The sequence below is a fragment of the Caulobacter sp. Root1472 genome (genome assembly GCF_001426985.1).
Classification (GTDB): Bacteria; Pseudomonadota; Alphaproteobacteria; order Caulobacterales; family Caulobacteraceae; genus Caulobacter; species Caulobacter rhizosphaerae.
Genome location: NZ_LMFX01000013.1, coordinates 105,936 through 131,796, shown reverse-complemented (window position 1 = coordinate 131,796; position 25,861 = coordinate 105,936). Strand labels below are relative to the sequence as shown.

The 25,861-nt window shown below is 70.8% G+C and carries 27 protein-coding genes; 17 read left to right on the top strand and 10 right to left on the bottom strand.

The window, feature by feature from the left end; all coding sequences use genetic code 11:
- Nucleotides 1–307 precede the first annotated feature (307 nt).
- The 5 genes from dapF to ASD47_RS11425 are packed head-to-tail and all read left to right on the top strand — an operon-like array spanning nt 308 to nt 4,879.
- Nucleotides 308–1,177 (top strand): diaminopimelate epimerase, encoded by an 870-nt coding sequence (dapF, locus tag ASD47_RS11445; protein WP_056756077.1) that lies wholly within the window; start codon nt 308–310, stop codon nt 1,175–1,177.
- Nucleotides 1,090–2,004 carry an SDR family NAD(P)-dependent oxidoreductase gene (locus ASD47_RS11440; protein ID WP_162251635.1) on the top strand — a complete coding sequence of 305 codons (915 nt, stop codon included), beginning with the start codon at nt 1,090–1,092 and terminating at the stop codon, nt 2,002–2,004. Before dapF ends, ASD47_RS11440 begins: the two co-directional genes overlap by 88 nt.
- Nucleotides 2,001–3,350, top strand: coding sequence for a tRNA (N(6)-L-threonylcarbamoyladenosine(37)-C(2))-methylthiotransferase MtaB (gene mtaB, locus ASD47_RS11435; RefSeq protein WP_056756050.1), 1,350 nt, complete (start codon nt 2,001–2,003; stop codon nt 3,348–3,350). Before ASD47_RS11440 ends, mtaB begins: the two co-directional genes overlap by 4 nt.
- Nucleotides 3,347–4,426, top strand: a complete 1,080-nt coding sequence (locus tag ASD47_RS11430; RefSeq protein ID WP_056756046.1) for an endonuclease/exonuclease/phosphatase family protein — start codon at nt 3,347–3,349, stop codon at nt 4,424–4,426. Before mtaB ends, ASD47_RS11430 begins: the two co-directional genes overlap by 4 nt.
- Nucleotides 4,427–4,435: 9 nt before the next feature.
- Nucleotides 4,436–4,879, top strand: coding sequence for a GFA family protein (locus ASD47_RS11425; protein WP_056756043.1), 444 nt, complete (start codon nt 4,436–4,438; stop codon nt 4,877–4,879).
- Between the two features lie 6 nt (nt 4,880–4,885).
- On the opposite strand, the gene ASD47_RS11420 is transcribed toward ASD47_RS11425, so the two are convergent.
- Entirely contained in the window at nt 4,886–5,278 is a 393-nt protein-coding gene (locus ASD47_RS11420) for a thermonuclease family protein (RefSeq protein ID WP_056756039.1), read from the bottom strand.
- A gap of 114 nt (nt 5,279–5,392) precedes the next feature.
- The gene (locus ASD47_RS11415; protein ID WP_056756036.1) at nt 5,393–6,022 is read right to left on the bottom strand and encodes a trimeric intracellular cation channel family protein; all 630 of its coding nucleotides are present in this window, start codon (nt 6,020–6,022) and stop codon (nt 5,393–5,395) included.
- 115 nt (nt 6,023–6,137) lie between these two features.
- On the opposite strand from ASD47_RS11415, the gene ftsY reads away from it, so the two are divergent.
- The 6 genes from ftsY to ASD47_RS11390 all read left to right on the top strand — a co-directional run bounded on the left by ftsY (nt 6,138) and on the right by ASD47_RS11390 (nt 10,353).
- On the top strand, nt 6,138–7,079 hold the full coding sequence (gene ftsY, locus ASD47_RS11410; RefSeq protein ID WP_056756032.1) for a signal recognition particle-docking protein FtsY: 942 nt from the start codon (nt 6,138–6,140) through the stop codon (nt 7,077–7,079).
- A gap of 3 nt (nt 7,080–7,082) precedes the next feature.
- The gene (locus tag ASD47_RS11405) at nt 7,083–7,721 is read left to right on the top strand and encodes an inner membrane-spanning protein YciB (RefSeq protein WP_056756029.1); all 639 of its coding nucleotides are present in this window, start codon (nt 7,083–7,085) and stop codon (nt 7,719–7,721) included.
- An 87-nt stretch (nt 7,722–7,808) separates the two neighbouring features.
- A complete protein-coding gene (locus tag ASD47_RS11400) occupies nt 7,809–8,390 on the top strand; it encodes a MarR family winged helix-turn-helix transcriptional regulator (protein ID WP_056756027.1) in 582 nt (193 codons plus the stop codon).
- Between the two features lie 154 nt (nt 8,391–8,544).
- Nucleotides 8,545–8,655: a hypothetical protein gene (locus ASD47_RS26635; protein WP_156402214.1), complete on the top strand. Its 111-nt coding sequence runs from the start codon at nt 8,545–8,547 to the stop codon at nt 8,653–8,655.
- A gap of 210 nt (nt 8,656–8,865) precedes the next feature.
- Nucleotides 8,866–9,933: a ribosome small subunit-dependent GTPase A gene (gene rsgA / locus ASD47_RS11395; protein WP_056756024.1), complete on the top strand. Its 1,068-nt coding sequence runs from the start codon at nt 8,866–8,868 to the stop codon at nt 9,931–9,933.
- 99 nt (nt 9,934–10,032) lie between these two features.
- Nucleotides 10,033–10,353, top strand: coding sequence for a hypothetical protein (locus ASD47_RS11390; protein WP_056756023.1), 321 nt, complete (start codon nt 10,033–10,035; stop codon nt 10,351–10,353).
- 60 nt (nt 10,354–10,413) lie between these two features.
- Here the strand turns inward: ASD47_RS11390 and trxA are convergent, their stop codons facing one another.
- From trxA to tsaE, 7 genes are all read right to left on the bottom strand, one after another.
- Entirely contained in the window at nt 10,414–10,749 is a 336-nt protein-coding gene (gene trxA / locus ASD47_RS11385; protein WP_018061274.1) for a thioredoxin, read from the bottom strand.
- A 116-nt stretch (nt 10,750–10,865) separates the two neighbouring features.
- Nucleotides 10,866–14,357, bottom strand: coding sequence for a double-strand break repair helicase AddA (addA, locus tag ASD47_RS11380; protein WP_235525853.1), 3,492 nt, complete (start codon nt 14,355–14,357; stop codon nt 10,866–10,868).
- On the bottom strand, nt 14,350–14,910 hold the full coding sequence (locus tag ASD47_RS26630; RefSeq protein ID WP_156402213.1) for a hypothetical protein: 561 nt from the start codon (nt 14,908–14,910) through the stop codon (nt 14,350–14,352). The genes addA and ASD47_RS26630 overlap by 8 nt, the downstream gene beginning before the upstream one ends.
- 13 nt (nt 14,911–14,923) lie before the next feature.
- The gene (addB, locus tag ASD47_RS11370; RefSeq protein ID WP_056756015.1) at nt 14,924–17,923 is read right to left on the bottom strand and encodes a double-strand break repair protein AddB; all 3,000 of its coding nucleotides are present in this window, start codon (nt 17,921–17,923) and stop codon (nt 14,924–14,926) included.
- 2 nt (nt 17,924–17,925) lie between these two features.
- Nucleotides 17,926–18,681: an N-acetylmuramate alpha-1-phosphate uridylyltransferase MurU gene (gene murU, locus ASD47_RS11365; RefSeq protein ID WP_056756013.1), complete on the bottom strand. Its 756-nt coding sequence runs from the start codon at nt 18,679–18,681 to the stop codon at nt 17,926–17,928.
- Nucleotides 18,678–19,769, bottom strand: coding sequence for an N-acetylmuramate/N-acetylglucosamine kinase AmgK (gene amgK / locus ASD47_RS11360; RefSeq protein ID WP_056756010.1), 1,092 nt, complete (start codon nt 19,767–19,769; stop codon nt 18,678–18,680). The genes murU and amgK overlap by 4 nt, the downstream gene beginning before the upstream one ends.
- Nucleotides 19,759–20,214, bottom strand: a complete 456-nt coding sequence (tsaE, locus tag ASD47_RS11355; RefSeq protein WP_056756007.1) for a tRNA (adenosine(37)-N6)-threonylcarbamoyltransferase complex ATPase subunit type 1 TsaE — start codon at nt 20,212–20,214, stop codon at nt 19,759–19,761. The genes amgK and tsaE overlap by 11 nt, the downstream gene beginning before the upstream one ends.
- 145 nt (nt 20,215–20,359) lie before the next feature.
- Here tsaE and ASD47_RS11350 point away from each other — a divergent pair, with 145 nt between their 5' ends.
- On the top strand, nt 20,360–20,995 hold the full coding sequence (locus tag ASD47_RS11350; RefSeq protein ID WP_056756004.1) for a hypothetical protein: 636 nt from the start codon (nt 20,360–20,362) through the stop codon (nt 20,993–20,995).
- A gap of 95 nt (nt 20,996–21,090) precedes the next feature.
- On the opposite strand, the gene ASD47_RS11345 is transcribed toward ASD47_RS11350, so the two are convergent.
- Nucleotides 21,091–21,282, bottom strand: a complete 192-nt coding sequence (locus tag ASD47_RS11345; protein WP_056756003.1) for a hypothetical protein — start codon at nt 21,280–21,282, stop codon at nt 21,091–21,093.
- 130 nt (nt 21,283–21,412) lie between these two features.
- Here ASD47_RS11345 and zapE point away from each other — a divergent pair, with 130 nt between their 5' ends.
- The 5 genes from zapE (at nt 21,413) to sdhA (ending at nt 25,850) form a co-directional block, all read left to right on the top strand.
- Nucleotides 21,413–22,531, top strand: coding sequence for a cell division protein ZapE (gene zapE / locus ASD47_RS11340; protein ID WP_056756000.1), 1,119 nt, complete (start codon nt 21,413–21,415; stop codon nt 22,529–22,531).
- Nucleotides 22,532–22,540: 9 nt separating this feature from the next.
- Entirely contained in the window at nt 22,541–23,128 is a 588-nt protein-coding gene (locus ASD47_RS11335; protein ID WP_056755996.1) for an NUDIX domain-containing protein, read from the top strand.
- 117 nt (nt 23,129–23,245) lie between these two features.
- Complete coding sequence (gene sdhC, locus ASD47_RS11330; protein WP_056755993.1) at nt 23,246–23,653, top strand: succinate dehydrogenase, cytochrome b556 subunit; 408 nt, start codon at nt 23,246–23,248, stop codon at nt 23,651–23,653.
- 2 nt (nt 23,654–23,655) lie between these two features.
- Nucleotides 23,656–24,063, top strand: a complete 408-nt coding sequence (gene sdhD / locus ASD47_RS11325; protein WP_056755990.1) for a succinate dehydrogenase, hydrophobic membrane anchor protein — start codon at nt 23,656–23,658, stop codon at nt 24,061–24,063.
- Entirely contained in the window at nt 24,063–25,850 is a 1,788-nt protein-coding gene (sdhA, locus tag ASD47_RS11320) for a succinate dehydrogenase flavoprotein subunit (RefSeq protein ID WP_028039431.1), read from the top strand. The genes sdhD and sdhA overlap by 1 nt, the downstream gene beginning before the upstream one ends.
- Nucleotides 25,851–25,861 lie beyond the last annotated feature (11 nt).

The window sequence follows — 25,861 nt, the reverse complement described above, 5'->3', positions numbered from 1 at the left end:
ATCGGTCCCTCCGCCGGCGGTCCGCCTGGTGCTGAGAACACCAGGCGGACGTCCCGGAAGACACCAGCAGCTTACCGCTTCTCCAACAGACAAGGGGTTTAGGTGTCAGACGGCGTGCCGGCAGGGCGGCCGTGAAAAACGGTGAGGGCGTAATCCCTCACCCTCCCAACCGCTGCGCGGGCGGGCCACTCCCTCTCCCGCTGGAAGAGAGTTCAAGAAGGTCCGCGTCCAAAAAGCCGCGCTCAAAACGCCGCAGTTGGGCCCGGCCTCTGACTCGGCCGAGGTTTTCCACTATATAGCCCCCACCATGAGCCGCACCTTTCTCAAGATGAACGGCCTCGGCAACGACTTCGTCGTCATCGAGACCCTGACCCAGCCCTTCAATCCGACGGCTGAGGACATCCGCGCCATCGCCAAACGCCCCAATTCGGAAAAGGGCGAAGGCGGGATCGGCTGCGACCAGGTGATCGCCATCGACCCGCCGCGCGCTGAAGGCGCCAGCGCCTATGTGCGGTTCTGGAATTCCGACGGCGAGGAGACCGGAGCCTGCGGCAACGGCACGCGCTGCGTGGCCTGGCTGCTGATGCAGTCGGGCAAGAAGGACGCGGTGGCCTTCGACACGGTGGCCGGACGGCTGTCGGGCGTGATGGCCGGCGACAAGCTGGTCACCGTCGACATGGGTCAGCCGGGCCTGGCCTGGGACCGGATCCCGCTGGCGGAGGAGATGGATACGGTCGGTATCGAGCTGCAGGTCGGTCCGATCGACGCGCCCCTGGTCCACACGCCCGGTTGCGTCTCGATGGGCAATCCGCACGTGGTGTTCTTCGTCGAGGCCCCGGTCGACGACGCGTTCGCCACCGGCACGGGGAGCCTCGTCGAGCACCACCCGCTGTTCCCGGAAGGCGTCAATGTCGGCTTCGCCCACGTCGCCGCCCGCGACCACATCCAGCTGAAGGTCTGGGAACGCGGCGCGGGCCTGACCGCGGCCTGCGGCACCGGCGCCTGCGCGGCCCAGGTGGCCGCCGTGCGCCGCGGCCTGACCGATCGCGTGGCCAAGGTCGAGTTCGAAAGCGGCGCCCTGACCATCGAATGGCGCGAGGCCGACGGCCACGTGATCATGACCGGTCCCGTGACCATGGAGTTCGTCGGCAAGCTGCCGGAGCGCGCGGCCGCATGACCATCCATCCCGCCATCGGACCGGGCAAGACGGCGGTGGTCACCGGCGCGGCCGACGGCATCGGCCTGGCCGCCGCCAGGGCCTTCGCCGACCTCGGCATGAACGTGGTCATGGCCGACATCATGGGCCGGGCCCTGAAGAAGGCCGCCGACGCGATCGGCGACAAGGCCCTGGCCGTGCCGACCGACGTCGCCGACCGCGCCGCCGTCCAGGCCCTGCGCGACGCCGCCGTCGAGCGGTTCGGCGCGGTCGACGTGCTGATGAACAACGCCGGAGTCGGCGGCGGGGGCGACGCCTTCTCGGGCGAGGACCCGTGGAAGCGGGTGCTGGACGTCAACCTGTGGGGCGTGGTCAACGGCGTCCAGCTGATCGGCGAGGAGATGGCGGCCAGCAGCCGTCCCGGCCTGATCATCAACACCGGCTCCAAGCAGGGGATCACCCAGCCGCCGGGCAACACGGCCTACAATGTCAGCAAGTCGGCGGTGAGGGCCCTGACCGAAGGGCTGGCCCATACCCTGCGCGAGATCGTCGACTGCCAGGTCGACGCCCGCCTGCTGATCCCCGGCTTCGTCCACACCGGCATGACCCGGCGCGGGACCGACAAGCCGGCCGTCGCCTGGACGCCCGAGCAGACCGTGCAGTTCATGCTGGACAGCATCGCCCGCGGCGACTTCTACATTCTGTGCCCGGACAACGACGTGCCGCGGTCGCTGGACGAGAAGCGCATGGCCTGGGCCATGGGCGACGTCATCGAAAACCGGCCCGCCCTGTCGCGCTGGCATCCCGACTGGAAGGACGCCTTCGCGGCGTTCGTGGACCGGCCGTGACGACCTACACGCTCATCTCCAGGCCTCCGACGCCCAAGCCCGCTGTAGGCGAAGAAGGCGGTCCCGCGACCACCGTGTCCGGCCCGGACGGCGTCGACGTCGTCACCTTCGGCTGCCGGCTGAACGCCTACGAGTCCGAGGCCATCCGGGCCCGCGCCTCGGCCGACGGCTTGGCGGACGCGGTGGTGTTCAATACCTGCGCGGTGACCAACGAGGCCGTGCGCCAGGCGCGCCAGGCGATCCGCAAGGCCCGCCGCGAGCGGCCGGACGCCCGGCTGATCGTCACCGGCTGCGCCGCCCAGATCGATCCCGCCGCCTTCGCCGCCATGCCCGAAGTCGACCTCGTCCTGGGCAACGCCGAGAAGGCCGCGCCGGGCGCCCTGCTCGACACCTCCACCCGCGTGCGGGTCAACGACATCATGTCGATCAAGGAGACCGCCGGTCATCTGATCGCCGGCCTGAAGGACCGGGCGCGGGCCTATGTCGAGGTCCAGAACGGCTGCGACCACCGCTGCACCTTCTGCATCATCCCCTACGGCCGGGGCAATTCACGCTCGGCCCCGGCCGGCGAGGTGGTCGAGCAGGTCCGTCGCCTATCGGCCGAGGGCTATAACGAGGTGGTGCTGACCGGCGTCGACGTCACCTCCTGGGGCGCCGACCTGCCCGGCCAGCCGACCCTCGGCCAACTGGTGGGCCGCATCCTGCGGATGGTCCCCGACCTGCCGCGCCTGCGCCTGTCATCGATCGACGCGGCCGAGATCGATCCCGACCTGTTCAAGCTGCTCGAGACCGAGCCGCGGCTGATGCCCTATCTGCACCTGTCGCTGCAGGCCGGCGACAACCTGGTGCTCAAGCGCATGAAGCGCCGCCACAGCCGCGAGGACGCCCTGAAGCTGGTGTCCGAGGTGCGTCGCGTGCGTCCCGACACCGCCTTCGGCGCCGACCTGATCGCCGGCTTCCCGACCGAGAGCGACGAGGCGTTCGAGAACACCCTGAAGCTGGTCGAGGAGGCGGGCCTGGCCTTCCTGCACGTCTTTCCCTACAGCGCCCGCCCCGGCACGCCGGCGGCGCGGATGCCGCCGGTCAAGGGCCCGGTGATCAAGGATCGCGCCCGCCGGCTGCGCGAGGCGGGCCAGGCCGGGCTGGAACGCCACCTGCAGCGCCAGGTGGGCCGCACCCTGTCGGGCCTGGTGGAACGCGACGGCGTGGCCCGGGCCGAAGACTTTACGGAGATCGCCTTCGATCCCGCCCTGGGGGGTCCCGCGCCCCAGGGCCAGATCGCCGCCTTCCGGGTGATCGGCCATGACGGCGCGCGGGTGATCGCCGAGCTCGCCGCCCAGGCATGATCCGTCGCCTCGTCCTGACCGCCGCCCTGGCCGCGGCCCTGTCGTTCGGCGTTTCGGCCCGCGCCCAGGAGGCCGCGCCTCTCCAGGAACCCAAGACCGAGGACACCCCGCCCGCCGCCTTCCATCCGGTGGGCCCGATGCAGCCGGTCGAACTCAGCGTCATGACCTACAATGTCGAGGGCCTGCCCTGGCCGGTGCGGTTCGGGCGCGGCTCCAAGCTGAAGGCCATCGGCCGCCAGTTGGCCGCGTTGCGCGAGAAGGGGCTGCAGCCCGACGTCGTCCTGTTGCAGGAAGGCTTTCGCGACGAGGTCCGCGACCTGATCCAGCTCAGCGGCTACGCCCACGTCGCCCGGGGGCCGCGCAAGAAGCAGCGTGACGCCAACCCGTTCGGCAAGGACGACCGGCCGCCCTACAAGCGGGTGAAGTACCGTCGCAAGGGCGAGGGCTGGGGCAAGTGGGGCTCCAGCGGCCTGTGGGTGCTGAGCGACCATCCGATCAACTGGGTCAAGTCGCACGCCTATCGCTACTGCGCCGGCCTGGACTGCCTGGCCAACAAGGGCGTGATGCTGGTCAGCCTGGACGTGCCGGGCCTCCCCACCCCGGTCGAGATCGCCGACACCCATCTCAATTCCAAGGGCGCCTCGGGCGTGCCGCGCAACCGCAACCGCATGGCCCACCACCTGCAGGCCGAGGAGCTGGGCCATTTCATGGAGAACGACCGCACGCCAGGCGCGCCCCTGATCGTCGGCGGCGACTTCAACGTCATGCACGCGCCGGACCGCTATGACTATGTGATGCAGCGCTATCCGTTCGAGGTGGTCAGCCAGGTCTGCTTCCAGGAGCCGCAGAGCTGCGACGCCAAGATCTCGGCCGACGGCGACGCCCCGTGGCTGGACACCCAGGACCTGATCGGCTTCAAGCCGGGCGACCGGGTGGCCATCCGGCCGGTCCAGGTCGAGGCCCGGTTCGACGGCTCGACCACCGGCGGGCCGGTGCTGTCCGATCACGACGCCTATGAAGTCACCTTTCGCCTGACGCCGATCCCTGCCCTGCCGGTCCCGCCGCACCAGCCCTGAGGTCTTGCCATGTCCAACCTTGCCCTGACCGGCGGCTGCCAGTGCGGCGCGGTGCGTTTTCGGGTCGAGGGCGAGACCGGCCGCGCCTCGATCTGCTGGTGCCGCATGTGCCAGAAGGCCTTCGCCGGGCCGTTCGGGGCGCTGGTGACGGTGAACGTCGCCGACCTGGTCTGCTCGCGCGGTCAGCGCTCGACCTTCCAGAGCTCGGACGCGGTGAAGCGCGGCTTCTGCGCCGCCTGCGGCACGCCCCTGACCTTTGAATGGAGCGCCGACCAGATCGACCTGGCGGTGTTCGCCTTCGACGATCCGTCGCGGGTCGAACCGGCGGTTCAGCTGGCGGCCGAAGGACGTCCGGCCTGGACGGAGCACCTGGCCGACATGCCGGTGCGCCCGCCGGCGGGCGGTCCCGCCGCGCCGGTGGTCAGCCGCCAGCACCCCGACCGCGACACCTGATCCGGCCTAGTTGCCCCCCTCGACCGCACCGTTCTGGCGCAGCAGGTCGCCGATCCCCGCGCCATTCAGCTGGCAACGGGCCACCACCCGGTCATAGGACTGCCGTCCGGCCCGGCAGACCAGGTACTGGCCATAGGTCAGGGCCTTGAGCATGGCTTTCGCCCGCGCCCCGCCGGCGTCGTGCAGTTCGGGGGCCGAAAAATCGCCGAGCCGCACCTCGACCCAGGTCTGGGGATCGGAGCTGCGGCTGACGCAGAGGCTGTCGCCGTCGCCGATATAGCGGACAACGCCGCTGAAGGTGGTCGAGGGACCAGGCAACGGTGCGACGCAAGGGTCGGCCAGGGCGCTGACAGGCAGGGCGAGCAAAAGGCTCGCCAGCAGGACAAGACGGAACGACATCATGATCTCCCAGGCTGTGCCGGGAAAACCGTATCATTGCCTTAACCGCTTGAATTTTCTCAGGATTTACTACTATATCGAGACTAGTGCCGCTGCACTAACGCGGTGCGAGCGTCAGAGGCGGGCGTCCTCCCCGCCCGCGAACCCCGGCAGGCTCCAGCCGAACTTCAGGGCGCAGGCCCGCAGGCCGAAGGCCGCCGCGAAGCCGGCGATCCCGGCGGGCCAGAAGCCGACGTGCAGCAGGGTCAGGCCCGCGAACACCGCCGCGCCCAGCAGGGCGGCGGTGATATAGATCTCGCGGCGCAGCAGCAGGTTGGGCTCCTCGGCCAGCACGTCGCGGATCACCCCGCCGAACGCGGTGGTCAGCACGCCCATGACCACCGCGGTGAACGGGTGGACGCCCAGGCTCAGCGCCTTGGCCGTGCCCACCACGGCGTAGGCGGCCATGCCCAGGGCGTCCAGCCACAGCAGGGCCCGGAAGCGCCAGCCGCGCTTGCCCAGCAGCCACACGGCTGTCGCCGCGACCAGGCAGACCATCACATAGCCCGGCCGCTGGACCCAGAACACCGGCGCCCCGATCAGCAGGTCGCGCAACGTGCCGCCGCCCACCCCGGTGATGGCCGCGAAGAAGCCGAAGGTGATGATGTCGTGCTTGCGACGGGCGGCCGCCAGCGCCCCGGTCGCCCCGAACACGGCGACGGCGGCGTAATCCAGCCAGAAGAGCGTGGTCGAAAGCGCGTCCATTGGCGTTTCATGCCACGGCCGATAGAGCCTGTCCCGGGCTCTAACCCTATTTATTGGCGCGTGACGGACGCTGAAACCGCTCACACTTTCGCCTGTCACGCTCTAAAGGAACGCCATGAGCGAAAAGCCCGAGCAGAAAAAAGGCTGGTTCCAGCGCCTGACCTCCGGCCTGGCCCGGTCGTCCCAGCAGATGACCGAGCAGGTCACCGGCGCCTTCACCAAGAAGCCGCTGGACCAGGAGCAGTTGGACCAGCTGGAGGAGATGCTGATCGAGGCCGACCTGGGCCCGCAGATCGCCGCCCGCATCACCGACGCCTTCGGCAAGGCCCGGTTCGGCAAGTCGTCGACCGAGACCGAGGTCAAGGAGGCCCTGGCCGAGCTGGTCGCCGCCGAGCTGGCCGACCGCGAGGGGGTGTTCGACCCGCTGTCGGGGCCCAAGCCCTATGTGGTGCTGTTCATCGGGGTCAACGGCTCGGGCAAGACCACGACCCTGGGCAAGATCGCCTCGGACCTCGCCGCCAAGAAGGCCAAGGTGCTGATCGCCGCCGGCGACACCTTCCGCGCCGCCGCCGTCGAGCAGCTGAAGGTCTGGGCCGACCGGGCCGGGGCCGACTTCATGTCCCGCCCGCCCGGCGCCGACGCCGCGGCCCTGGCCTACGAGGCCGTCGAGCGCGCCAAGGCCGAGGGCCACGACGTCGTGCTGATCGACACCGCCGGCCGCCTGCAGAACAAGCAGGGCCTGATGGACGAACTGCTCAAGGTGATCCGGGTGCTCAAGAAGGTCGACCCCGACGCGCCGCACGAGACCCTGCTGGTGCTGGACGCCACGGTCGGCCGCAACGCTCTGGCCCAGGAGAAGATCTTCGGCAACCAGGTCGGCGTGTCGGGCATCGTGATGACCAAGCTGGACGGCACCGCGCGCGGCGGGGTGCTGGTGCCGGTGGCCCGCGCCTCCGACAGCCCGATCAAGCTGATCGGCGTCGGCGAGGGCGTGGACGACCTGCAGCCGTTCGACGCCCGCGCCTTCTCCCGCTCTCTGGTCGGCCTGGAGGACTAGGCGATGAGCACGCCCGAAACGCCGCCCCCTGCCCCGCACGCCACCGCCAAGCCGTCCGCCTGGATCCGCCACGCGGTCGACTATGGGCCGCTGCTGGCCTTCCTGGTCAGCTTCCTGATCACCCGCAGCATCACCGCCGCGACCTGGGTGCTGGTGGCCGCTTCGGCGATCGCCCTGGCGTTCGGCTTCGCGGTCGAGCGCCGCCTGGCGCCGATGCCGCTGATCGCCGGCCTGGGCGCCCTAGTGTTCGGCGGCCTGGCCCTGGTGTTCCATGACCCGCGCCTGCTGAAGATCAAGCCGACCGTGCTCAACATCGCCTATGCCGGCTTCCTGTTCGGCGGCGTGGCGCTGCGCAAGAACCCGCTGAAGGTGCTGCTGGGCGAGGCGATGCACCTGTCCGACGCCGCCTGGCGGACGCTGACCATCCGCTACGGCGCCTGCTTCCTGGTGCTGGCCGGGGTCAACGAGGCGGTCTGGCGGACCCAGTCCGACGCGGTGTGGGTGTGGTTCAAGTTCCCGGGCCTGGCGGTCCTGATGATCCTGTTCTCGCTGACCCAGGTGCCGTTCATGATGAAGCACATGCACGACGGCGATCAGGACAAGGCGCCGCAGGAGCCCGGCGCGGGCCCGGAGGCCGGATAACCCGCCGCCCACGGACCATCTGTCGTCAAAACGACGTCTAAGCGTGGTACTCAAAGGTCCGTCGGCGGAAAAGAGGGACGACGGACCATGGCCAAGACCAAGGGCGATACGAAGGGTGACAAGGCGGAACACGGCGGAGCCCTGGCCCGCTCGCCCAGCCACCTCCTGCACCGGGTCCTGCAACTGGCCCTCGACATCTATGCCGAAGAGAGCGGCAACGGCGGAATCACCCAGCGCCAGTACGCCGTCCTGGCCGCCGTAGCCGAGAACGAGGGCGTCACCCAGACGGGCCTGGTCCGCGCCACCGGCATCGACCGCTCCACCCTGGCCGACATGGTCGCCCGGATGATCACCAAGGGCCACCTGGAGCGCCAGCGCTCCGACCAGGACGCCCGCGCCAACACCGTCAGCCTGACCCCCGCCGGCGCCGCCGTGCTGGAGGACAGCCGCCCCAAGGTGGCCATGGCCGACGCCCGCATCCTGGCCCTGCTCAAGCCCAGCAAGCGCGAAGGCTTCCTGGAACTGCTGGCCGACATGGCGGTGTCCGACGTCCACGCCGAGCCCGAGGCCAAGGCCAAGAAGCTCAAGGCGCCCAAGGCCGAGAAGGTCGGCCACGGCAAGAAGGACAAGAAGCCCAAGAAGGAAAAGGCCGCCAAGAAGGCGGCCTGAGCGAACCGGGGACACGCACGCGTGCATGTCCCCGGCGCCGGCGTCCCGAAATCCTTAGGACCTCGCCCGGCCAAGCTCTAGGATGACGCCACGCCGAAAGGGCGGCTCGGCCCGCTGGACATCCCGGCGCGCGAGCGCCCGGGCAGGAGCCGCCATGGCCAAGGGCCAGAAAAAGTCCAACAAGGAAATCCGCAAGCCGAAGGCCGACAAGAAGACCGTCCCGGTCTCGGCCTCGCCGTTCATCGTCACGTCCGGAAAGAAGTAGGCCAGCGCCAGGTCGCCTTCGCCCGCTGGAGCCAACCCTAAGGCTCGGGGCGATCGTCTTGCCTTGAGCTCTAGGGATTCCCCATCCCAGCGCTGAGGCCGAAGGGACGTCGAGCAAGGGTCGCACTGAGTGCTGGCGGCCGCCGACGGACGGTCGTAGAAGAGGTAAGGCGCGCCGGCGACAGATCGTCGGTGTTGTGAAAGTCCTCATTTGATCAAGCAATATGGCTGGTCCGACGCGCTGGCCGAGGCCTTCGAACCCCACGCGCGCGCCGGCCACGCCCCCGGCCGCATCGTCGCCCAGCATCGCGACGGCTACCAAGTGGCCACCGACGAGGGCGAGCTGCGCGCCAAGGCGTCGGGTCGCCTGATGCACGCGGCGGAAGAGGCGGAGCATCCGGCCGTCGGCGACTGGGTGGCCCTGTCGCTGAACCCGACCCAGGGCGCCACCCTCCACGCCATCCTGCCGCGCCGCACCGCCTTCGTGCGCCGCGCGGCCGACAGCGTTCAGACCCTGCAGGTGATCGCCGCCAATATCGACGTGGCGTTCGTGGTCACCTCGCTGAACGCCGACCTCAATCCGCGCCGGATCGAACGCTACCTGGCCGCCGCCTGGCAGAGTGGCGCGCGGCCGGTGGTGGTGCTGACCAAGTCCGACCTGGCCGACGACCCGCAAGGCCAGGTCGACGCGATCGCCGCCCTGGCGGCGGGCTGCCCGGTGCTGACGGTGTCGGCGCGGCAAGGCCAGGGCCTGGCCGCCCTGCTGGCCCAGGTGGCGCCCGGCGAGACCTGCGTGCTGATCGGCTCGTCCGGCGTCGGCAAATCCACCCTGGTCAACGCCTTCCTGGGCGAGGAACGGATGGCGACCCAGGCGATCCGCGAGACCGACGACCAAGGACGCCACACGACCAGCCATCGCCAACTGGTCCTGCTGCCGAGCGGCGGGCTGATCCTGGACACCCCCGGCATCCGCGAGGTGGGCCTGATCGACGCCGAAGAAGGGCTGGGCGTGGTGTTCGACGACATCGAGCATCTGATCAGGACGTGCAAGTTCAACGACTGCGGCCACGTCAAGGAGCCCGGCTGCGCGGTGCGCGGCGCGCTGGACAGCGGCGCGCTGGATCCCGCCCGCTGGGCCCACTTCCAGAAGCTGGGCGCCGAACTGGCGGCGGTCCAGTCGAAGGCCGAGCGCCTGGCCAACGACGCCGAACGCCGCCGCCTGGCGGGGCTTCAGAAGACCTATCGCGCCACGAAGAGAAACGCCCGGAGCGGGGACTGATCGAACGGCCCCGGTCGAGACGGAACGATTTTTCAGAATGTAGCCCGCGCCCCGGACGAACGGGGCTAGGTGATGGACCCCCACTCAAGAGAGACGCCAATGCCCGCTTTCACCATCGTCACGACCAGCGCGACCCAAGGCAGCGACGCGGCGGAGGTGAGCACGCTTGCCGACGAGTTCGGCAACGAGAGCGAAGCGTTGGGCTATTCGCGCCGAATGGCTGAAGAGATGGTGGGCCTGGCCCATCAACTGTCGCTGGATTTCGACTACAGCAATGTTGGCCTCTACGAAGGCGACCTGATCGACGAAGAGCTGGATCCGGCGCATCCCGCGTTCATGGGGGCGTGGGTGCTGGACGAAGAGGGCGTGGCCTTCGTGCCGGCGGACGAATTCCGCGAAAGCGAGACCGAGCCTTCGTAAACGCAAACCGCCCGCCTCGCGTCGGCGAGGCGGGCGGCTGTGCGCTAAATCAACGAACGCCTAGGCGGGCTGGTGCACGCCGGCTTCGTTCAGCCATTCCAGGATCTTGGCCTTAGGCATGGCCCCGACCTTCATCGAGGCCATCTGGCCGCCGCGGAACAGCATCATGGTCGGGATGCCGCGCACGCCGTAGCGCGACGGAGTGGTGGGGCTGTCCTCGATATTGACCTTGGCCACGGTGACGTGATCGGCCAGTTCCTCGGAGATCTGCTCCAGGGCCGGGGCGATCTGCTTGCACGGACCGCACCATTCGGCCCAGAAGTCGACCAGGACCGGCTTGTCGGCCTGCAGGACGTCCTTCTCGAAGGACTCGTCGGTCACCGTCACGGTGCTCATCGCTTGGCTCCATCTGCGCCCGGAGGATCGGGGCGCGCTAGAAAACTGTGTTGGCTGGGGATTCGCTCCCCGTCTTGCAGCAAGATTTAGGGACCCGCGCCCCCCTCGGCAATGATCTAGAACAGCCGGGCCAGGGCGGCGGCCATCACCTTTTCTGGAACCGCCATGAGTTTGGGACCGTCCGTCCAGACGATGGCGGCCTCGATCGGACGGTCGGGGAACACCTCGGCCAGCACCGCGGCATAGACCGCCATCTGCGACAGATAGGCCGGATCGGCCTGTTCGATCCGGTCGGGCGAGGGGCGGTTGGTCTTGTAATCGACCACCAGGATGCGGTCTGGCGTGACCACCAGCCGGTCGACCCGGCCGGCGATCTTCAGCTCGGCGGGCAGGCCGCGCGCCCCGCCGGCCACCGAGACCTCGGCCCGCGAGCCCGGACCGAACACCGCCGCGAACCGAGCGTCCTCCAGAACCCCGAAGGCGGCGGCGGCCATTTCGTCGCGCTGGTCGTCGGTCAGGTCGCGCTCGGCGGCCAGCAGGCGGCCGGCGGCCAGTCTGCGGCCCGCGGGTTCGATGTCCGGGAGGAGTTGCAGCAGCCGGTGGATGATCTCGCCGCGCCGGTAGCGGCCCAGGCCCGCCACCGCCGCCAGGGGCGAGGGCGCGCTGCCCCGGGCCTCGTCCTCCAGGGTCGAGGGGGCGGCGTAGCGGGCGGCGGGGGTTTCGGGCGCCGCCGGGGCCAGGGTCCAGGCCGGTGTCGGGACCAGGGCGGGGATGGCGCGCGGGGCCAGGGCCTCGGCGCGCATCGGGTCGGGTCCGAAGCGCTTGCGGCCCCCAGTGGCGACATCCTCGGAGATCTCCCGCACGCCCGGCGCGATGTCGGGATGGGCGAAGGCGGCCTGGGCGGCGGCGTACCAGCCGCCGACGTTCTCGTCCTTGGTCCGCGCGTCGATCCGGCCGCACAGCACCAGCCGGTCGCGGGCCCGGGTCAGGGCCACGTAGTAGAGCCGCAGGGCCTCCTCGGCGTCCTTCTTCTCGCGCAGCTCCCGCGCCCGCGCCGAGGCCTCGCAGTCGTTGGCCTTGCTGGCGCACCACAGGAAGCCGCCCGCCTCGGTGCGCATCAGCGGCGAGCCGCGCGCCCCGCCCTTCATCGTGGTCTCGGGCAGGAAGACGATCGGCGCCTCCAGCCCCTTGGAGCCGTGGGCGGTCATCACCCGCACCTCGTAGCGCGCGCCCTCCATCTCGCGCTTGACCACGATGTCCAGGCTGGCGAAGTCGGCGACCAGGGCCTCCAGGTCGCGGACCCCGCGCTGCTCGGCGGCCAGGATCTGGGCCAGGAACTCGTCCAGGGCCTCGGCCGCCTCCTCGCCCAGGCGGGTCAGCACCTTGGCGCGGTTCGAGCGCGTGGTGTCGTCCACCCGGCCCAGCAGCAGGGCGTAGAACTCGAACGGCTGCCGGCGGCGGCTCTCGGCCAGCGCCCAGCGCAGCAGGTCGCGGGCGGCGGACCAGCGGGGCTGCTCGGCGGCGCGATCGTTGACGGCCTGCCACAGCGTACCTGGCCGCCCCTTGGCCAGGGCGTAGAGGTCGTCGTCCGTCAGGCCGCAGAACGGGCTCTTAAGCAGGGCCGCCAGGGTCAGATCGTCGTCAGGGAACAGGCAGAATCGACCGAGGGCCAGCAGGTCGTCGAAGACGATATGGGCCGACAGGCTCAGGCGGTCGGCCCCGGCGACGGGCACGCCGCGCCGCTTCAGGGCCCGCAGCACCTCCTCGAACAGCGCCTTGCGCCGACGCACCAGCACCAGGACGTCGCCGGGATGCGCAGGCCGCCACTGACGGGTCTCCTTGTCGAACACCGCGTCGCCGCGGGCGATCAGGGCCTGGATCTCGCCGGCGATCTTCTCGGCCAGACGGCGGTTGGCGCCCTGCTCGGTCTCGGCGTCCAGCGGCGCGTCCCAGGCCTCGCGTTCGGCGCCCGGCAGCTCGCGCTCCAGCGGCCACAGGTCCACGCAGCCCTTGTGGTCGACCCGGAACGGCTGGTGGCGGACCACGTCCTCGCCGGCCGGGGCCGGCACGCCCGAGCGGGTCTCCGGCGCCGAGAACAGGGCGTCGACGAAGCTCAGAACCTCCACCGTCGAGCGGTACGACATGGTCAGCGGCACGGCCTTGCCGACCCGGTCGGCGGCGGTGATCTGGGCGATGTAGCCTTGGGTCTCGGCCAACAGGCGCTGGGGATCGGCGCCCTGGAACGAATAGATCGACTGCTTTTCGTCGCCGACCACGAACAGGGTGCGGGCGTCCTCGCCCGGGTGCTGGGCCCGCCAGCGGACCGCGCCCTCGCCGGCGAAGAAGTCCGAGGTCAGGGCCCGCAGGATCGCCCACTGCTCCGGCGCCGTATCCTGGGCCTCGTCCAGCAGGATGTGGTCGATGCCGCCGTCCAGTTTGTACAGCACCCAGGCGGCGTCGACCTTTTCGGTCAGCAGCACCCGGGTCTTGTCGATCAGGTCGGCGAAGTCGAGGGCCCCGCGGGCGTCCTTCTCGATCTGGTGCGAGGTGACATAGAGGGCGGCCAGGCGCAGGGCGTCGGCGCTGTCCTCGGCCACCCGGGCGGCGCGCAACCATTCGCGAGCTTCTTCCAAGCGCTCCTGCTCGGCCAGCAGCCGCGCGCGCAGGTCCTCGCGCGCCTTCAGGCCCGAGGTCTTGGCCGGCCAGGTCATGGGCGTGCCCGCCCCCTTCTCGGTGAACAGCGCCGCCAGGGCCTGGTCGAGGTCGGCGCCAGGATCGGTGGCCACCGCCCGCAGCTGGCCGGCGCATTTGATGTCCGTCTTGGTCCCGTTCAGCAGCACGTCGGCGACCGAGCGCCAGAGGTCGCGGTCCAGCTCGGCCATGGCCTCGGCCATGACGGCCTCGATGCTGCTGGCCCCATAGTGGAAGCCGCAGACCCGCCAGACGTCCTCGACCGCGCCCTGCAGGCCGCCGACCTGGTCCAGATACGCCCCGATCGCCCCGCGCTGGCTCTCGAAGGTGGCGAACATCGTCTCGAAGCTGGCGAAGTCCAGGGCCACCGAGAACCGGGCATAGGCCTGGGCGAAGGCGTCGTCATGGTCGGTGACATAAGTCGCGACCTGCCGCAGGGCGCCCTGGGCGATGGCGGCGCTGGCGCTGTCGTCCATCACCTGGAAGCCCGGCGAGACCCCGGCCTCCAGTGGGAAGCGCCGCAGCAGCTTCTCGCAGAAGGCGTGGATGGTCTGGATCTTCAGGCCGCCCGGGGTTTCCAGCGCCTTGGCGAACAGGCCCCGGGCCTTGGAGAGCGCGCGGGGGTCGAAGCCGGCCGGGTCGCGCCCCTCCAGGGCGCCCAGCTGCTCGCGCAGCTTGACGTCGGGGGTGACGCACCACTCGCCCAGCCGCTCGAACAGCCGCCGCTGCATCTCGGCGGCGGCGGCCTTGGTGTAGGTGACGCACAGGATCGCTTCGGGCGCGGCGCCGGCCAGCAGCAGGCGCGCGACCCGGTCGATCAGGGTCTTGGTCTTGCCCGACCCGGCGTTGGCCGTGACGAAGGCCGAGATGGCCGGGTCGGCGGCGATGCGTTGGGGGTCTGGAGGCGAGCTAGTCAACCCAGCGCGCCTGTACATAGGTCCGCCCGTCGTCGTGACAGTGGGTGACGACGACATCGTCCCATTGGCGGAGATTTCGGGCGCGATGGACGGTTCTGTTCGCGCACCGTCCAGCCGTCCACCAAGCGGGCGGAGTCTCGGCCGGCATGGGAACCAGATCCTGGCCCTCGATAGGCGGGGGGACCTTTGCGAAGGGCGGCCCGACCAGCCAGGCCTCATCGGTCTGGTCAGTGGTGAAGGCCAGGTAGACCTCTTCCGCATCGCTGGTGCCGGAGCCCGCCGTCCGCAGGTCGCGGACGCGGGGGCTGGGCTTGACGTCGAAGACCTGCTCGAACCGCGCGGCGGGCGGGGCGAAGTTGCGCCAGACCAGACCGCCGACCAGGAGCAGCACCGGGGCGGCACCGGCGAGCACCGGCATGGCGATCAGCCAAGGCGCCAGCCGACGATGCTTGCGGCCGGTCAGCAGCCAGACGGCCAGGCTGAGCAAGGCCGTTAGTCCGAAAAGGACGGCCGAGACGACGGCGAAGAAAATGATGGCGAAGCCTAGGCCCATGGCCGCGCGCGGCTCATTCGCCGCCCTCCCCGTCGTCGCCGCTGGTCGACCATTCGAATACCCGCGCGAGGTGTCCGTAGTCTCCCACGTGGTCGTGCACGAACTGTGGAGCCACGCGCGACAGATACGGCTGCTTCGGGTTGTCGTAACGCTCGATCAGGTCTCGCAAACCCTGCAAAGCCTTGATCGCCGCCTCCTGGCTGTCGACCCCGGCGGCGGCTCGGACCTCCTCCACGCCGGCCGGCTTGCGGCCGGTGACCCGCAGATAGGTCAGCTCGCCCGGTTCGCGCGGACCGATGTCCTTGAACCCGCCCTCGCGCAGGATGGCGGCGGTCAGGGTCAGCTGGGGCGAGAAGCCGGTCTCGACCTGCTTCTTCGACGGCGCCGCGCCGGTCTTGTAGTCGAGGATGTGGGCCAGGCCGTCCGGGGTCGGCTCGATGCGGTCGGCCTTGGCGGTGACGGTGAACGGCCGGCCGCCGATGTCGAAGGTCAGCTCGCCTGCGGCCTCGACGACGATCCGCTCGGCCCCGGCCCGGCGGCGGGTCTCCAGCTCGGCGACCCACAGCGCCGCCTCGCGGGCCAGGGCGCGTTCGCGGGCCAGGGCTGCGGCCGGCATGCCGGCCTTCTCCAGCTCGCCCAGATAGAGGCCGGCGAAGATCTCGGCGGCGTCGGCCGGCACGGGGCCGGGATGTTCCAGCGAGAACGTCTCGAACGCCGCGTGGATCGCCGTGCCGCGCGCCCGGGCCTCGACCGGCTCGTCGGGGCGGTCCAGCGGGTAAAGCCTGAGGATGTCGCGGGCCCAGACGGCGTAGGGGTCGCGGGTCAGGGCCTCGACCCGGGTCACGGCCATCCGGCGCGGCCGGTCGGCGACCGGCGGGGTCGGGGCGGGACGCTTGATCGGGTCGTAAGGTCCGGGAGCGTCGAGGTCGCGAGCCCAGGCCAGCACGTCCGGACGCTCGGTCAGGCGCAGGCCGGCGCCGCGCGCCAGGGTCTTCAGTCGCCACAGCCAGCGGCTCTCGACGGCCGGCGCCCCGCCGCGCCGCTCGCTGTGGACCAGGACCACGTCCGGGGCGCAGGCGGCCTGGGCGAAGTCGTGGGCGGTCAGGCCGATGCGGCGCTCGGGCGGCGGCAGGCCCAGCCGGGTCCGCATGGGCCGCGACAGGAACGGGTCGATCGGCGCGCCGCGCGGCCAGATCCCCTCCTCCAGCCCGGCCAGGATCAGCCGGTCGGCCCGCACCATCCGCGCCTCGATGGCCCCGAAGATCCGCAGGCGCGGGTGGGTGGCCCCGCCGGTGCGCAGGGCCTCCTCGTTGACGAGACGGTCCAGCAGGTCGGCGAAACCCTGGGCCGAGGCCGGCGGCAGGACGAGGCCGTCGGTGATCAGCGACGACAGCAGGCCCGCCAGGCCCTCGCCGGCCGAACCCGCCCACAGGTCGGTCGGATCGGCCAGGGCCTCCAGGGCCTCGACCAGGGCGCGGGCGGCGGCGGCCGGCTGGCCGGCCTTGGGGTTCGCCATGTAGGGCGCGGCGACGCGATGGGCGGCGGCCAGCACGCGTTCGACCAGGGCCTTGGCCTCGGGATAGCTTTCGAGCCGCGCCAGCAGTTGGGCGGCGTCGCGCGGGGCCGGGCCGCGCAGGCCCTTCAGCTCCAGGTCACGCGCCGCCTGGGCGTCGGCGCGCAGCAGCGGGTGCTTGGCCACGGCCAGCAGGCGGACGGGGTTCAGCGGATCCACCGCCAGGCCGGCGACGTGCTGGGCCAGGATCGCCGCGGCGCTGGCGGCCAGGGGCGCGCCGGCCGAGCTGTCGGGGACCACGCCCCAGCGCATCAGCCGGGCGTTGACCCGCCGGGCCAGCTCCTGGTCGGGCGTGACCAGGGCGGCGGTCAGGCCGGGGGTCTCCAGGGCCTCGCGCAGCAGCAGGGCGCAGGCGACGGCGGCCTCCTCCTCGGTGCGGGCGCTGACCAGGGACAGGCCCTTCAGCCCCTCCTCGATCGGGTCCAGGCCCGGCGCCTCGGCTCGCAGCCGGTCGATCTGGGCCAGCCAGTCGGCCGTCGCCTCGGCCGGACGCAGGGCCTCGTTGATCAGGCGACGGCGCCAGCGGCCCCGGCTGTCGGCCTCGGGCCACCAGGGGCGGACGTCGTCGCGGGTCACGCCCGCCCCGACCAGCAGGCGCTTCATCGCCCCCTGCGGATGCTGTTCGCCCGCCAGGCCGTCGACCTTGTCCCAGGCGTCGTCTGCCAGGCCGTCGTCCAGACCGGGCAGCACGACCGCACCCTGCGGCAGGTCGGCGATCACGCGCAGCAGGCGGGCGGTGGCCGGCGCCGTCCCGGTCGAGCCGGCGGCGACCAGCATGCCCTGCGGCGGATGGGCTTCCCACTGGTCCGACAGCGCGTTGAGCAGCCGCACCCGCCGGTCGCTGACATCGATCAGCCCCATCTCGTCCAGACGCCGCGGCCAGGCGGTCAGGACCGCCTTCAGGAACCGGGCCGAGACCTGCCAGTGCTGCGCCAGGTCCCCCTCGGCCAGGCCGTCCAGGCGTCCGTCGTCGGTGATCACCTCCTCGATCTGGCAGCTGTCGAGGAAGTCGGCCAGGGCCTTGGCCATTTCCAGCGCCTGGCTCGCCTGCGGCTGGAACGACAGCAGATGAGCGTGGTCGGCCACCAGCCGGGCCAGCTCGAACCGGCGGCGGCGCGAGGAGACGGCGGGCGGCAGGTCCAGGCTCAGGTCGCCGGGCTCGAACGGCGGCTCGCCCTCGTCCAGGTCGCCCAGCGGCCGGATCTGCGGCAGCAGCAGGGCCTTGCCGCCACCGACCGCCCCCTCCGCGACCTGGACGAAGGCGTCGGCCAGGGCGCGGGCCCCCCGTCGGGTGGGGGTGAGGACGGTGGCGGCGGGCAGGGCTTCGGGGCCTAGCGGGGCCAAGGCCTGCAGCAGCCCGCGCGCCAGGTCCTCGACGAAGGGCCGGTGGGCGGGGATCGAGAACCAGCGCGGCCCCGGATGGTCGAAGGGGCCGGCCATGGCTAGGTCGGCCCCGCCGGGCCGTGGCCGCCCAGCCGGGCCTCGGCCGCGTCCCGCGCCTGGGGATCGCCGACGTGCATCCACACCCCGGCCGGGGCGACCCCGTGCACGCGATGGTCGGCGGCCAGGGTCTTCCAGATCGGGGTCAGCGAGAACGGCCCGTCGGGACCGCCGGCCACCACCTGCGGCTTGCAGATATGGACGCCGACATAGACCAGCGGCGCGGTCTCGCCCGGATCCTTGAACCGCACGACCCCGTCGTCGGCCAGGAAGACGTCGCCGCTGTCGTGGAAACCCAGGGAGCCAGCGGTCGAGGCCAGCATCAGGCAGACGTCCATCCGCTCCGGGTCCCAGGCCCTGGCCACCGCCTCGACGGCCGAGGCGTCCTCGATCCAGACGGAGTCGATATTGGCCACCCAGATCGGGTCGTCGCCCAGCAGCGGCAGGGCGTGCTTGACGCCGCCGCCGGTCTCCAGGGCCTGGGGCCGCTCGTCCGAGATGACGATGCGCGGCAGCGGATGGGTCGCGGCGCGCCGGGCCAGGTGTTGCTCCAGCCGGTCGGCGAAATAGTGGACATTGACCACGGCGGTCTCGACCCCGGCGGCCGCCAGGCGGTCCAGCATGTGGTCGATCAGCGCCTTGCCGCCGACCTCGACCAGGGCCTTGGGCCGGTCATCGGTCAGGGGTCGCATGCGGGTGCCCAGGCCCGCGGCTAGGACCATGGCGACCTTGGGCGCCTGGTTGAGGGGCCCGCTCATCGGCGGAACTCCGACGGCACGTGCTGGTCGAACCAGGCCTTCAGCCCCGCCATCGCCGGATCCTGGAGATTTCGCTCCAGGTAGCGCCAGGTGCGCGGCATGTAGGCCTCGTACTGCGGCCGACCCAGCAGGGCCTGGCGCGCGAACACCCGGCCCAGGATCCGGGCGGCGTTCGAGGCGGCCAGGGCGCGATAGTCGGCGGTGAACGCCGCGCGATCGACGCCCGGCCGGGCGGTCAGATAGCGGTCGAGCATGGCCTGCTCCAGCTCGGGCGAGACGTCGCGGCGGGCGTCCTGCAGCAGGTGGGTCAAGTCCCAGGCGGGGTGGGCGCGCAGGGCGTCCTGGAAGTCCAGCAGGCCCACGCGCGCCACGCCCTGGCGGTCGGGCAGCCACAGCAGGTTCTGGGCGTGGAAGTCGCGGTGGGTGAACACCGAGGCGCCCGCCTCGCCGCGCACCCAGACCGGGGCCCACAGGGCGTCCCACTCGGCCACGGCCTCGGCGCTGAACGGGGCCAAGCCTGAGAACTTCGGCCACCACTCCAGAAAGGTGTCGGTGGCGATCTTCAGGGCCAGGGCGTCGTAGGTCAGCAGCGGCCAGGCCACGCCGCCGTCGGCCGTGAGCACGTCGGGCGGGGTTTCAGCGTGCAGGGCCGCCTGGACGTCGACGGCGGTCTCGTACAGCGGGGCCTCCTCCTGGCCCTCGGCGATGAGGGTGGCGTAGAGGCCGTCGCCCAGGTCCTCCAGCACCGCCAGCCCAGCCTCGATGTCGTGGGCCAGGATGGCCGGGGCCGACAGGCCGCGCCCGCGCAGATAGGCGGCGGTGGCCACGAAGGCGGCGACCGAGCCGGCGGCCAGGCGGGCGGCGGCGTTGTAGCCCAGGGCCACGCGCTCGGCGTCGCTGGCGCCGGGCGGGCAGACCACGCTTTCCAGGGCTGGCGGCTGGTCCATGAAGATGAAGCTCACGCCGTCCCGATAGAGTCGCTCGTAGGCGCGGGTCGAGGCGTCGCCGCCCAGCGGCTCGCGACGAGCGTCGCCGAAGCCGTTGGCCGCCAGGAAGGCCGCCTTGAGGGTTTCGCGATCAGAGCTCAAGCGGTCGTCCTTCGAAGGTTCCGTGGGCCCCGATCACGGCGCGGCGCGCCTGGCCGTCGTCGCCCATGGGGGTGATGTCTATAGCGAGTCGGTCAGCCGGCAGGCGACCTTGCAAGCGCTGGGGCCATTCGATCAGGGCCGCGCCGTCCTCCAGCGCCTCCTCGAGCCCGATCTCGTAGGCCTCGTCGGGATCGGTCAGGCGGTAGAGGTCGAAATGGGCGACCGGGAAGTCGGGGCCGTCATAGAACTGCACCAGGGTGAAGGTGGGGCTGGGCACCTCCTCGTCCGGCGAGGTCAGGGCGCGGATCAGGGCGCGGGCCAGGGTTGACTTGCCCGCCCCCAGCGGACCGGTCAGGCAGACGGCGTCGCCCGGCCGCAGGGCGATGGCCAGCTTCGCGCCCAGGGCCTGGGTGGCCGCCTCGTCGGGCAGGGAAATCTCGATCACGGGCGGAGCCGTCCTTCAGATGCGGGCGTTCGACCCGGGCCCGAGTCTAGACAAGGCGCCGCGCCGTTCCAAGGCGAGGCGGGGACATTTGACGTACGGGCCGCCGCGTCCGAGGTTGGGTGATCTTGAGAGGGGAAACCACCGCATGAAGACCTTCGGCCGCTGGCTCGTCGCCATCGTCGTGATCGCCGCCGTTGGGGCGGGAGCCTGGGCCTACTGGAACTTCGAGCTGCGCTGGCGGCCCAAGACGATCACCAGGAACCAGGCCGAGATCACCAAGATCCTGGAGGCCTCCGGCTGGGTGTCGCCGGGGCTGAACGGGCAGAAGCTCTACATGGTCAGCTTCCGCACGTGCCCCGACTGCGTGCGGTTCAAGCAGGAGGAGTATCCGGGTCTGCACAAGGCCGGGGTCGACACCCGGCTGATCGAGATCGCCCGCGCCGACCGAAACGGCGTGCCGAAGTCGACGCCGGCCGAGCGGGCGACGGTGGCCGAGCTGTGGGTCAACCGAAGCTGGGCGCTGTCGGAGAAGTGGGACGCCACCCCGGTCGAGGCCTGGAAGGCGACGGGCATCGCCCCCGCCGACGGCGACGTCGCCCGAACCGCCGTGATCGAGGCCGGCCGCAAGACCGTCGAGGACCTGCGGCCACTGCTCAAGGCCAACGGCGTCAACTTCGCCTATCCGCTGCTGGTCTGGTGGACCAAGGACGGCCAGATGAAGGCCTGCGCCTGCGAGCGGCGCGAGACGTATCGCTTCGTGCGGAAGGATCTGGGGGTTTAGGCGCGTCGTGGACGGGGACACGCCCTCGCGGCGTGTCCCCAGCCAAAGGCGGTGCGCCGGAAGGGGACACGCCGCAAGGGCATGTCCCCGGCGGTTCACACCGGCCGGTTGCTGATCTCGTTCTTGCGGGCCTGGCGGGTCTTGGTTCCGTGCTGGCCGTCCAGCTGGCCGTCGCGCGGCTCGGCGCCGGCGTCGATGTCCAGGTTGTCGTCGGCGTCGTAGAGCGCCGCCGTCTCGCCCTCAGGGGCGAGGTCCGAGGGAATCGTGCGGTCTTCGGGCTGAGCCATGTCGGTCTCCTCTGACGTGTCAGAACAACTAACGACGTCGGCTCCAGCCACGTTTCATGGCCCGTTTCCGGACGCTCGCCGACCTTTGGGGTCTTCCCCCGCCGTCCTCGCCGCGCTAACCCGCGTGGCGATGCCCACATCCGTTCGCACCGCCTACCGAGAGCGCCTGGCCCAGGGCGAGATCAAGCCCGACGTCGCCCAGGCCGCCGCGGTCGACGCCCTCTCACGCCTTGAGGCCGACCTCGACAACGCCGGCGAGCCGGGCTTCTCGCTGTTCGGCCGCAAGCCGAAGGGCCAGAAGGGCGTCTATCTGTGGGGGCCGGTCGGCCGCGGCAAGTCCATGCTGATGGACCTGTTCTTCGACAGCGCCCCGGTCAGCCGCAAGCGCCGCGTGCACTTCCATGTGTTCATGGCGGAGGTCCACGAGCACATCAACGCCTGGCGCAAGGGCGACGCGGGCGAGCGCAAGGCGCGGTTCGGCCAGCATCGGGGCGACGATCCGATCGTCCCGACCGCCGACCTGATCGCCGCCGAGGCCCGCCTGCTGTGCTTCGACGAACTGCAGGTCACCGATATCGCGGATGCGATGATCCTGGGCCGGCTGTTCGAGGCGTTGTTCGCTCAGGGCGTGACCCTGGTGGCCACCTCCAACCGCCCGCCGGACGACCTCTACAAGGACGGCCTCAACCGCCAGCTCTTCGTCCCGTTCATCGAGATGCTGAAGGAGAAGCTGGAGGTGGTCGCCGTGCGCGGACCGGTGGACTTCCGGCTGGACCGCCTGCGCGCCGCCCGCACCTGGCTGGCGCCGGACGACAAGGCCAACGCCGCCGCCTTCGACGCCCTGTGGACCGATATGCTGGACGGGGCTGAAGAGACCGGCGCCAAGCTGGAGGTGCTGGGCCGCAAGATGCACTTCCCCCGCGCCGCCGGAGGCCTGCTGCGCGCCTCGTTCGCCAGCCTGTGCCAGCAGGCCCTGGGCCCACAGGACTACCTGGCGGTCGCCGAGCGCTTCCACACCCTGTTCCTCGAGGACGTGCCGCTGCTGACCCCTGAGCGGCGCGATGCGGCCAGGCGGTTCAACACCCTGGTCGACGCCCTCTACGAGGCCGACGCCAAGCTGGTGGCCCTGGCTCACGGCGAGCCCGACACCCTGTACCCGGCTGGCGACGGGTCGTTCGAGTTCGAGCGGACGGTGTCGCGCCTGCAGGAAATGCGCTCGGCTGACTATGTGGCGCGGGTGCGGGATTAGGAGACCCAGATGAGCGTCAAGGATCGCGTCCGCGTCCACGAGACCCGGCTGCTCTCGGACAACTGGTATGTCCTGAAGACGACCACCTTCGACTGGAAGCGTCGCGACGGGACCTGGCAGACCCAGTCCCGCGAGGTCTACGACCGCGGCAACGGGGCGGTGTTGCTGCCCTACGACCTGGCCCGGCGCACGGTCCTGCTGGTCCGGCAGTTCCGCTACCCCGCCTTCGTCAACGGCCATGACGACCTGCTGATCGAGGCCGCCGCCGGCCTGCTGGACGACGCCGAGCCGGAGGTCCGCATCCGCGCCGAGGTCGAGGAGGAGCTGGGCTATCGCCTGGGCGCGGTGAGCAAGGTCTTCGAGGCCTTCATGAGCCCGGGCTCGGTCACCGAGATCCTGCACTTCTTCGTGGCCGAGTACGACGCGGCGATGCGGATCGGCGACGGCGGCGGCCATCCGGACGAGGGCGAGGACATTGAGGTGCTGGAGCTGGCCATCGACGAGGCGCTGGCCATGGTCGTCGACGGACGCATCCGCGACGCCAAGACCATCATGCTGCTGCAGCATGCGGCGCTGAACCTGTTCAAGGCCCGTTAAACGGCCGCCGGGTCAACGCCCTGAGAACGTTTCTCAACAAGGGCGGCCGCGTTGACACCCCCGGCGTCGCGCTTAAAAGCATCCCGCAACGCACAAAGCCAAAGGTTGGACGCAACCATGACCGACACCCGCGGGGGCCTTCCCGAGCGCCCCCTGTCGCCGCACCTGCAAGTCTGGCGCTGGCACATCACCATGGCCTGCTCGATCCTGCACCGGGCCTGCGTGTTCGCGCTGTACGTCGGTGTCCTCCTGCTGGCCGGTTGGGCCGTCGCCCTGGCCTCGGGCCCCGACGCCTATGCCTGCTACACCGGGGCGCTGGGCTCGCCGCTCGGCAAGCTGGTGCTGTTCGGCCTGACCGTCGCCGTGCTCTACAACATCGCCTACACCGTGCGTCAGACCTTCTGGGACGCCGGCAAGGGCTTCACGCCGAAGACCGCCGACATGACCGGCGCCGGGGCCATCGCCTTCGCGGTGGTCGGCGCGATCGTCGTCTGGGTCATCGCCGCCCAAACCGGAGCGCTCTGATCATGGCCGGTCCTTCTCCTTCCGCCCGCTTCCGCACGCCGATGTCCCGGGCCCGCGGCCTGGGCGCTTCGCACCACGGCGTCGGCCATTTCGTCACCGAGCGCGTGTCGGGCATCGCCCTGGTCCCGCTGGCCCTGTGGGGCCTGTTCGCGGTGCTGCGCCTGGCGGCCCTGGGCTTCGACGGCGCCGCCGAGTGGGTGGCCATCCCGCACAACACCGTCCTGCTCTGCCTGCTGATCGTCGTCGCCCTGATCCATTTGAAGGGTCAGGTGCAGGTGGTGATCGAAGACTACATCCCGGACTTCACGACCAAGACCGTGCTGGTCCTCGCCAATCTTTTCGTCTGCGTCCTCGGCGGCGCTCTTGGGGTCGTGGCGATCCTCAAGGTCGCCTTCACCGGAGCCCTCTGATGTCGGCCTACAAGTTCATCGACCACAAGTTCGACGTCGTCGTCGTCGGCGCCGGCGGCTCGGGCCTTCGCGCCGCGCTCGGCTGCGCCCAGGCCGGGCTGAAGACCGCCTGCGTCACCAAGGTGTTCCCGACCCGCAGCCATACGGTCGCCGCCCAGGGCGGGATCTCGGCCTCGCTGGGCAACATGGGCCAGGACGACTGGCGCTGGCACATGTTCGACACCGTCAAGGGCTCGGACTGGCTGGGCGACCAGGACGCCATCGAGTACCTGACCCGCAACGCCCCGGCCGCGGTCTACGAGCTGGAGCACTGGGGCGTGCCGTTCTCGCGCACCGTGGACGGCAAGATCTACCAGCGCGCCTTCGGCGGCATGACCAAGAACTTCGGCGAAGGCCCGATCCAGCGCACCTGCGCGGCGGCCGACCGCACCGGTCACGCCATGCTGCACACGATGTACGGCCAGTCCCTGGCCCACGACACCGAGTTCTTCATCGAGTACTTCGCGCTCGACCTGATCATGGAAGACGGCGTCTGCCGGGGCGTCACCGCTTGGAAGCTGGACGACGGCACCCTGCACCGGTTCCAGGCCCAGATGGTGATCCTGGCCACCGGCGGTTACGGCCGCGCCTATTTCTCGGCCACCTCGGCCCACACCTGCACTGGCGACGGCAACGCCATGGCCCTGCGCGCCGGCCTGCCGCTGCAGGACATGGAATTCGTCCAGTTCCACCCCACCGGCATCTACGGCGCCGGCTGCCTGATCACCGAGGGCGCCCGCGGCGAGGGCGGCTACCTGACCAACTCCGAGGGCGAGCGCTTCATGGAGCGCTACGCCCCGTCGGTGAAGGACCTGGCCCCGCGCGACATGGTCAGCCGGGCCATGACCATCGAGATCCGCGAAGGCCGCGGCGTGGGTCCCAACAAGGACCACATCTTCCTGCACCTGGACCACCTCGACCCGAAGATCCTGCACGAGCGCCTGCCCGGCATCTCCGAGACGGCCAAGGTGTTCGCCGGCGTCGACGTGACCAAGGCCCCGATCCCGGTCCTGCCGACCGTCCACTACAACATGGGCGGCATCCCGACGAACTATCACGGCGAGGTCGTCACCAAGTCGGGCGACAATCCCGACCAGGTGATCCCCGGCCTGATGGCCGTGGGCGAGGCGGCCTGCGTGTCGGTGCACGGCGCCAACCGCCTGGGCTCCAACAGCCTGATCGACCTGGTGGTGTTCGGCCGCGCGGCCGCCCTGCGCTGCGCCGAGATCCTCAAGCCGATGGCCACCCAGCCGGAGCTGAAGGACAGCATGACCGACGCGCATGTGGCGCGCTTCGACCGCTTCCGCAACGCCAACGGCGGCCAGCCGACGGCGGCCCTGCGTCTGGAGATGCAGAAGGCCATGCAGGAGGACGCCGCGGTGTTCCGCACCGGCGAGACCCTGGACGGCGGCCTCAAGCGCCTGGGCGTGGTCTGGGACAAGGCCAAGGACATCAAGGTCAGCGACCGCGGGCTGGTGTGGAACACCGACCTGATGGAGACCCTGGAGTTCGACAACCTGATCGGCCAGGCCGTGGTCACCGTGGCCGGGGCGGTCAACCGCACCGAAAGCCGCGGCGCCCACGCCCGCGAGGACTTCTCCACGCGCGACGACGCCAACTGGATGAAGCATACCCTGGCCTGGCTCGACCAGGGCACCGGCCAGGTGAAGATCGATTTCCGGCCGGTGCATAGCTACACCATGTCGAAAGACATCGACTACATCCCGCCCAAGCAGCGCGTGTACTGAGGGTACGATCG

Bases quoted from the DNA above. Each gene is read 5' to 3' on its own strand.
- dapF (WP_056756077.1), top strand. From the start codon at position 308: ATGAGCCGCACCTTTCTCAAGATGAACGGCCTCGGCAACGACTTCGTC.
- ASD47_RS11440 (WP_162251635.1), top strand. From the start codon at position 1,090: ATGGCGCGAGGCCGACGGCCACGTGATCATGACCGGTCCCGTGACCAT.
- ASD47_RS11430 (WP_056756046.1), top strand. From the start codon at position 3,347: ATGATCCGTCGCCTCGTCCTGACCGCCGCCCTGGCCGCGGCCCTGTCG.
- ASD47_RS11425 (WP_056756043.1), top strand. From the start codon at position 4,436: ATGTCCAACCTTGCCCTGACCGGCGGCTGCCAGTGCGGCGCGGTGCGT.
- ASD47_RS11420 (WP_056756039.1), bottom strand. From the start codon at position 5,278: ATGTCGTTCCGTCTTGTCCTGCTGGCGAGCCTTTTGCTCGCCCTGCCT.
- ASD47_RS11415 (WP_056756036.1), bottom strand. From the start codon at position 6,022: ATGGACGCGCTTTCGACCACGCTCTTCTGGCTGGATTACGCCGCCGTC.
- ftsY (WP_056756032.1), top strand. From the start codon at position 6,138: ATGAGCGAAAAGCCCGAGCAGAAAAAAGGCTGGTTCCAGCGCCTGACC.
- ASD47_RS11405 (WP_056756029.1), top strand. From the start codon at position 7,083: ATGAGCACGCCCGAAACGCCGCCCCCTGCCCCGCACGCCACCGCCAAG.
- ASD47_RS11400 (WP_056756027.1), top strand. From the start codon at position 7,809: ATGGCCAAGACCAAGGGCGATACGAAGGGTGACAAGGCGGAACACGGC.
- ASD47_RS26635 (WP_156402214.1), top strand. From the start codon at position 8,545: ATGGCCAAGGGCCAGAAAAAGTCCAACAAGGAAATCCGCAAGCCGAAG.
- ASD47_RS11390 (WP_056756023.1), top strand. From the start codon at position 10,033: ATGCCCGCTTTCACCATCGTCACGACCAGCGCGACCCAAGGCAGCGAC.
- trxA (WP_018061274.1), bottom strand. From the start codon at position 10,749: ATGAGCACCGTGACGGTGACCGACGAGTCCTTCGAGAAGGACGTCCTG.
- ASD47_RS26630 (WP_156402213.1), bottom strand. From the start codon at position 14,910: ATGGGCCTAGGCTTCGCCATCATTTTCTTCGCCGTCGTCTCGGCCGTC.
- addB (WP_056756015.1), bottom strand. From the start codon at position 17,923: ATGGCCGGCCCCTTCGACCATCCGGGGCCGCGCTGGTTCTCGATCCCC.
- murU (WP_056756013.1), bottom strand. From the start codon at position 18,681: ATGAGCGGGCCCCTCAACCAGGCGCCCAAGGTCGCCATGGTCCTAGCC.
- ASD47_RS11350 (WP_056756004.1), top strand. From the start codon at position 20,360: ATGAAGACCTTCGGCCGCTGGCTCGTCGCCATCGTCGTGATCGCCGCC.
- ASD47_RS11345 (WP_056756003.1), bottom strand. From the start codon at position 21,282: ATGGCTCAGCCCGAAGACCGCACGATTCCCTCGGACCTCGCCCCTGAG.
- zapE (WP_056756000.1), top strand. From the start codon at position 21,413: ATGCCCACATCCGTTCGCACCGCCTACCGAGAGCGCCTGGCCCAGGGC.
- ASD47_RS11335 (WP_056755996.1), top strand. From the start codon at position 22,541: ATGAGCGTCAAGGATCGCGTCCGCGTCCACGAGACCCGGCTGCTCTCG.
- sdhC (WP_056755993.1), top strand. From the start codon at position 23,246: ATGACCGACACCCGCGGGGGCCTTCCCGAGCGCCCCCTGTCGCCGCAC.
- sdhD (WP_056755990.1), top strand. From the start codon at position 23,656: ATGGCCGGTCCTTCTCCTTCCGCCCGCTTCCGCACGCCGATGTCCCGG.
- sdhA (WP_028039431.1), top strand. From the start codon at position 24,063: ATGTCGGCCTACAAGTTCATCGACCACAAGTTCGACGTCGTCGTCGTC.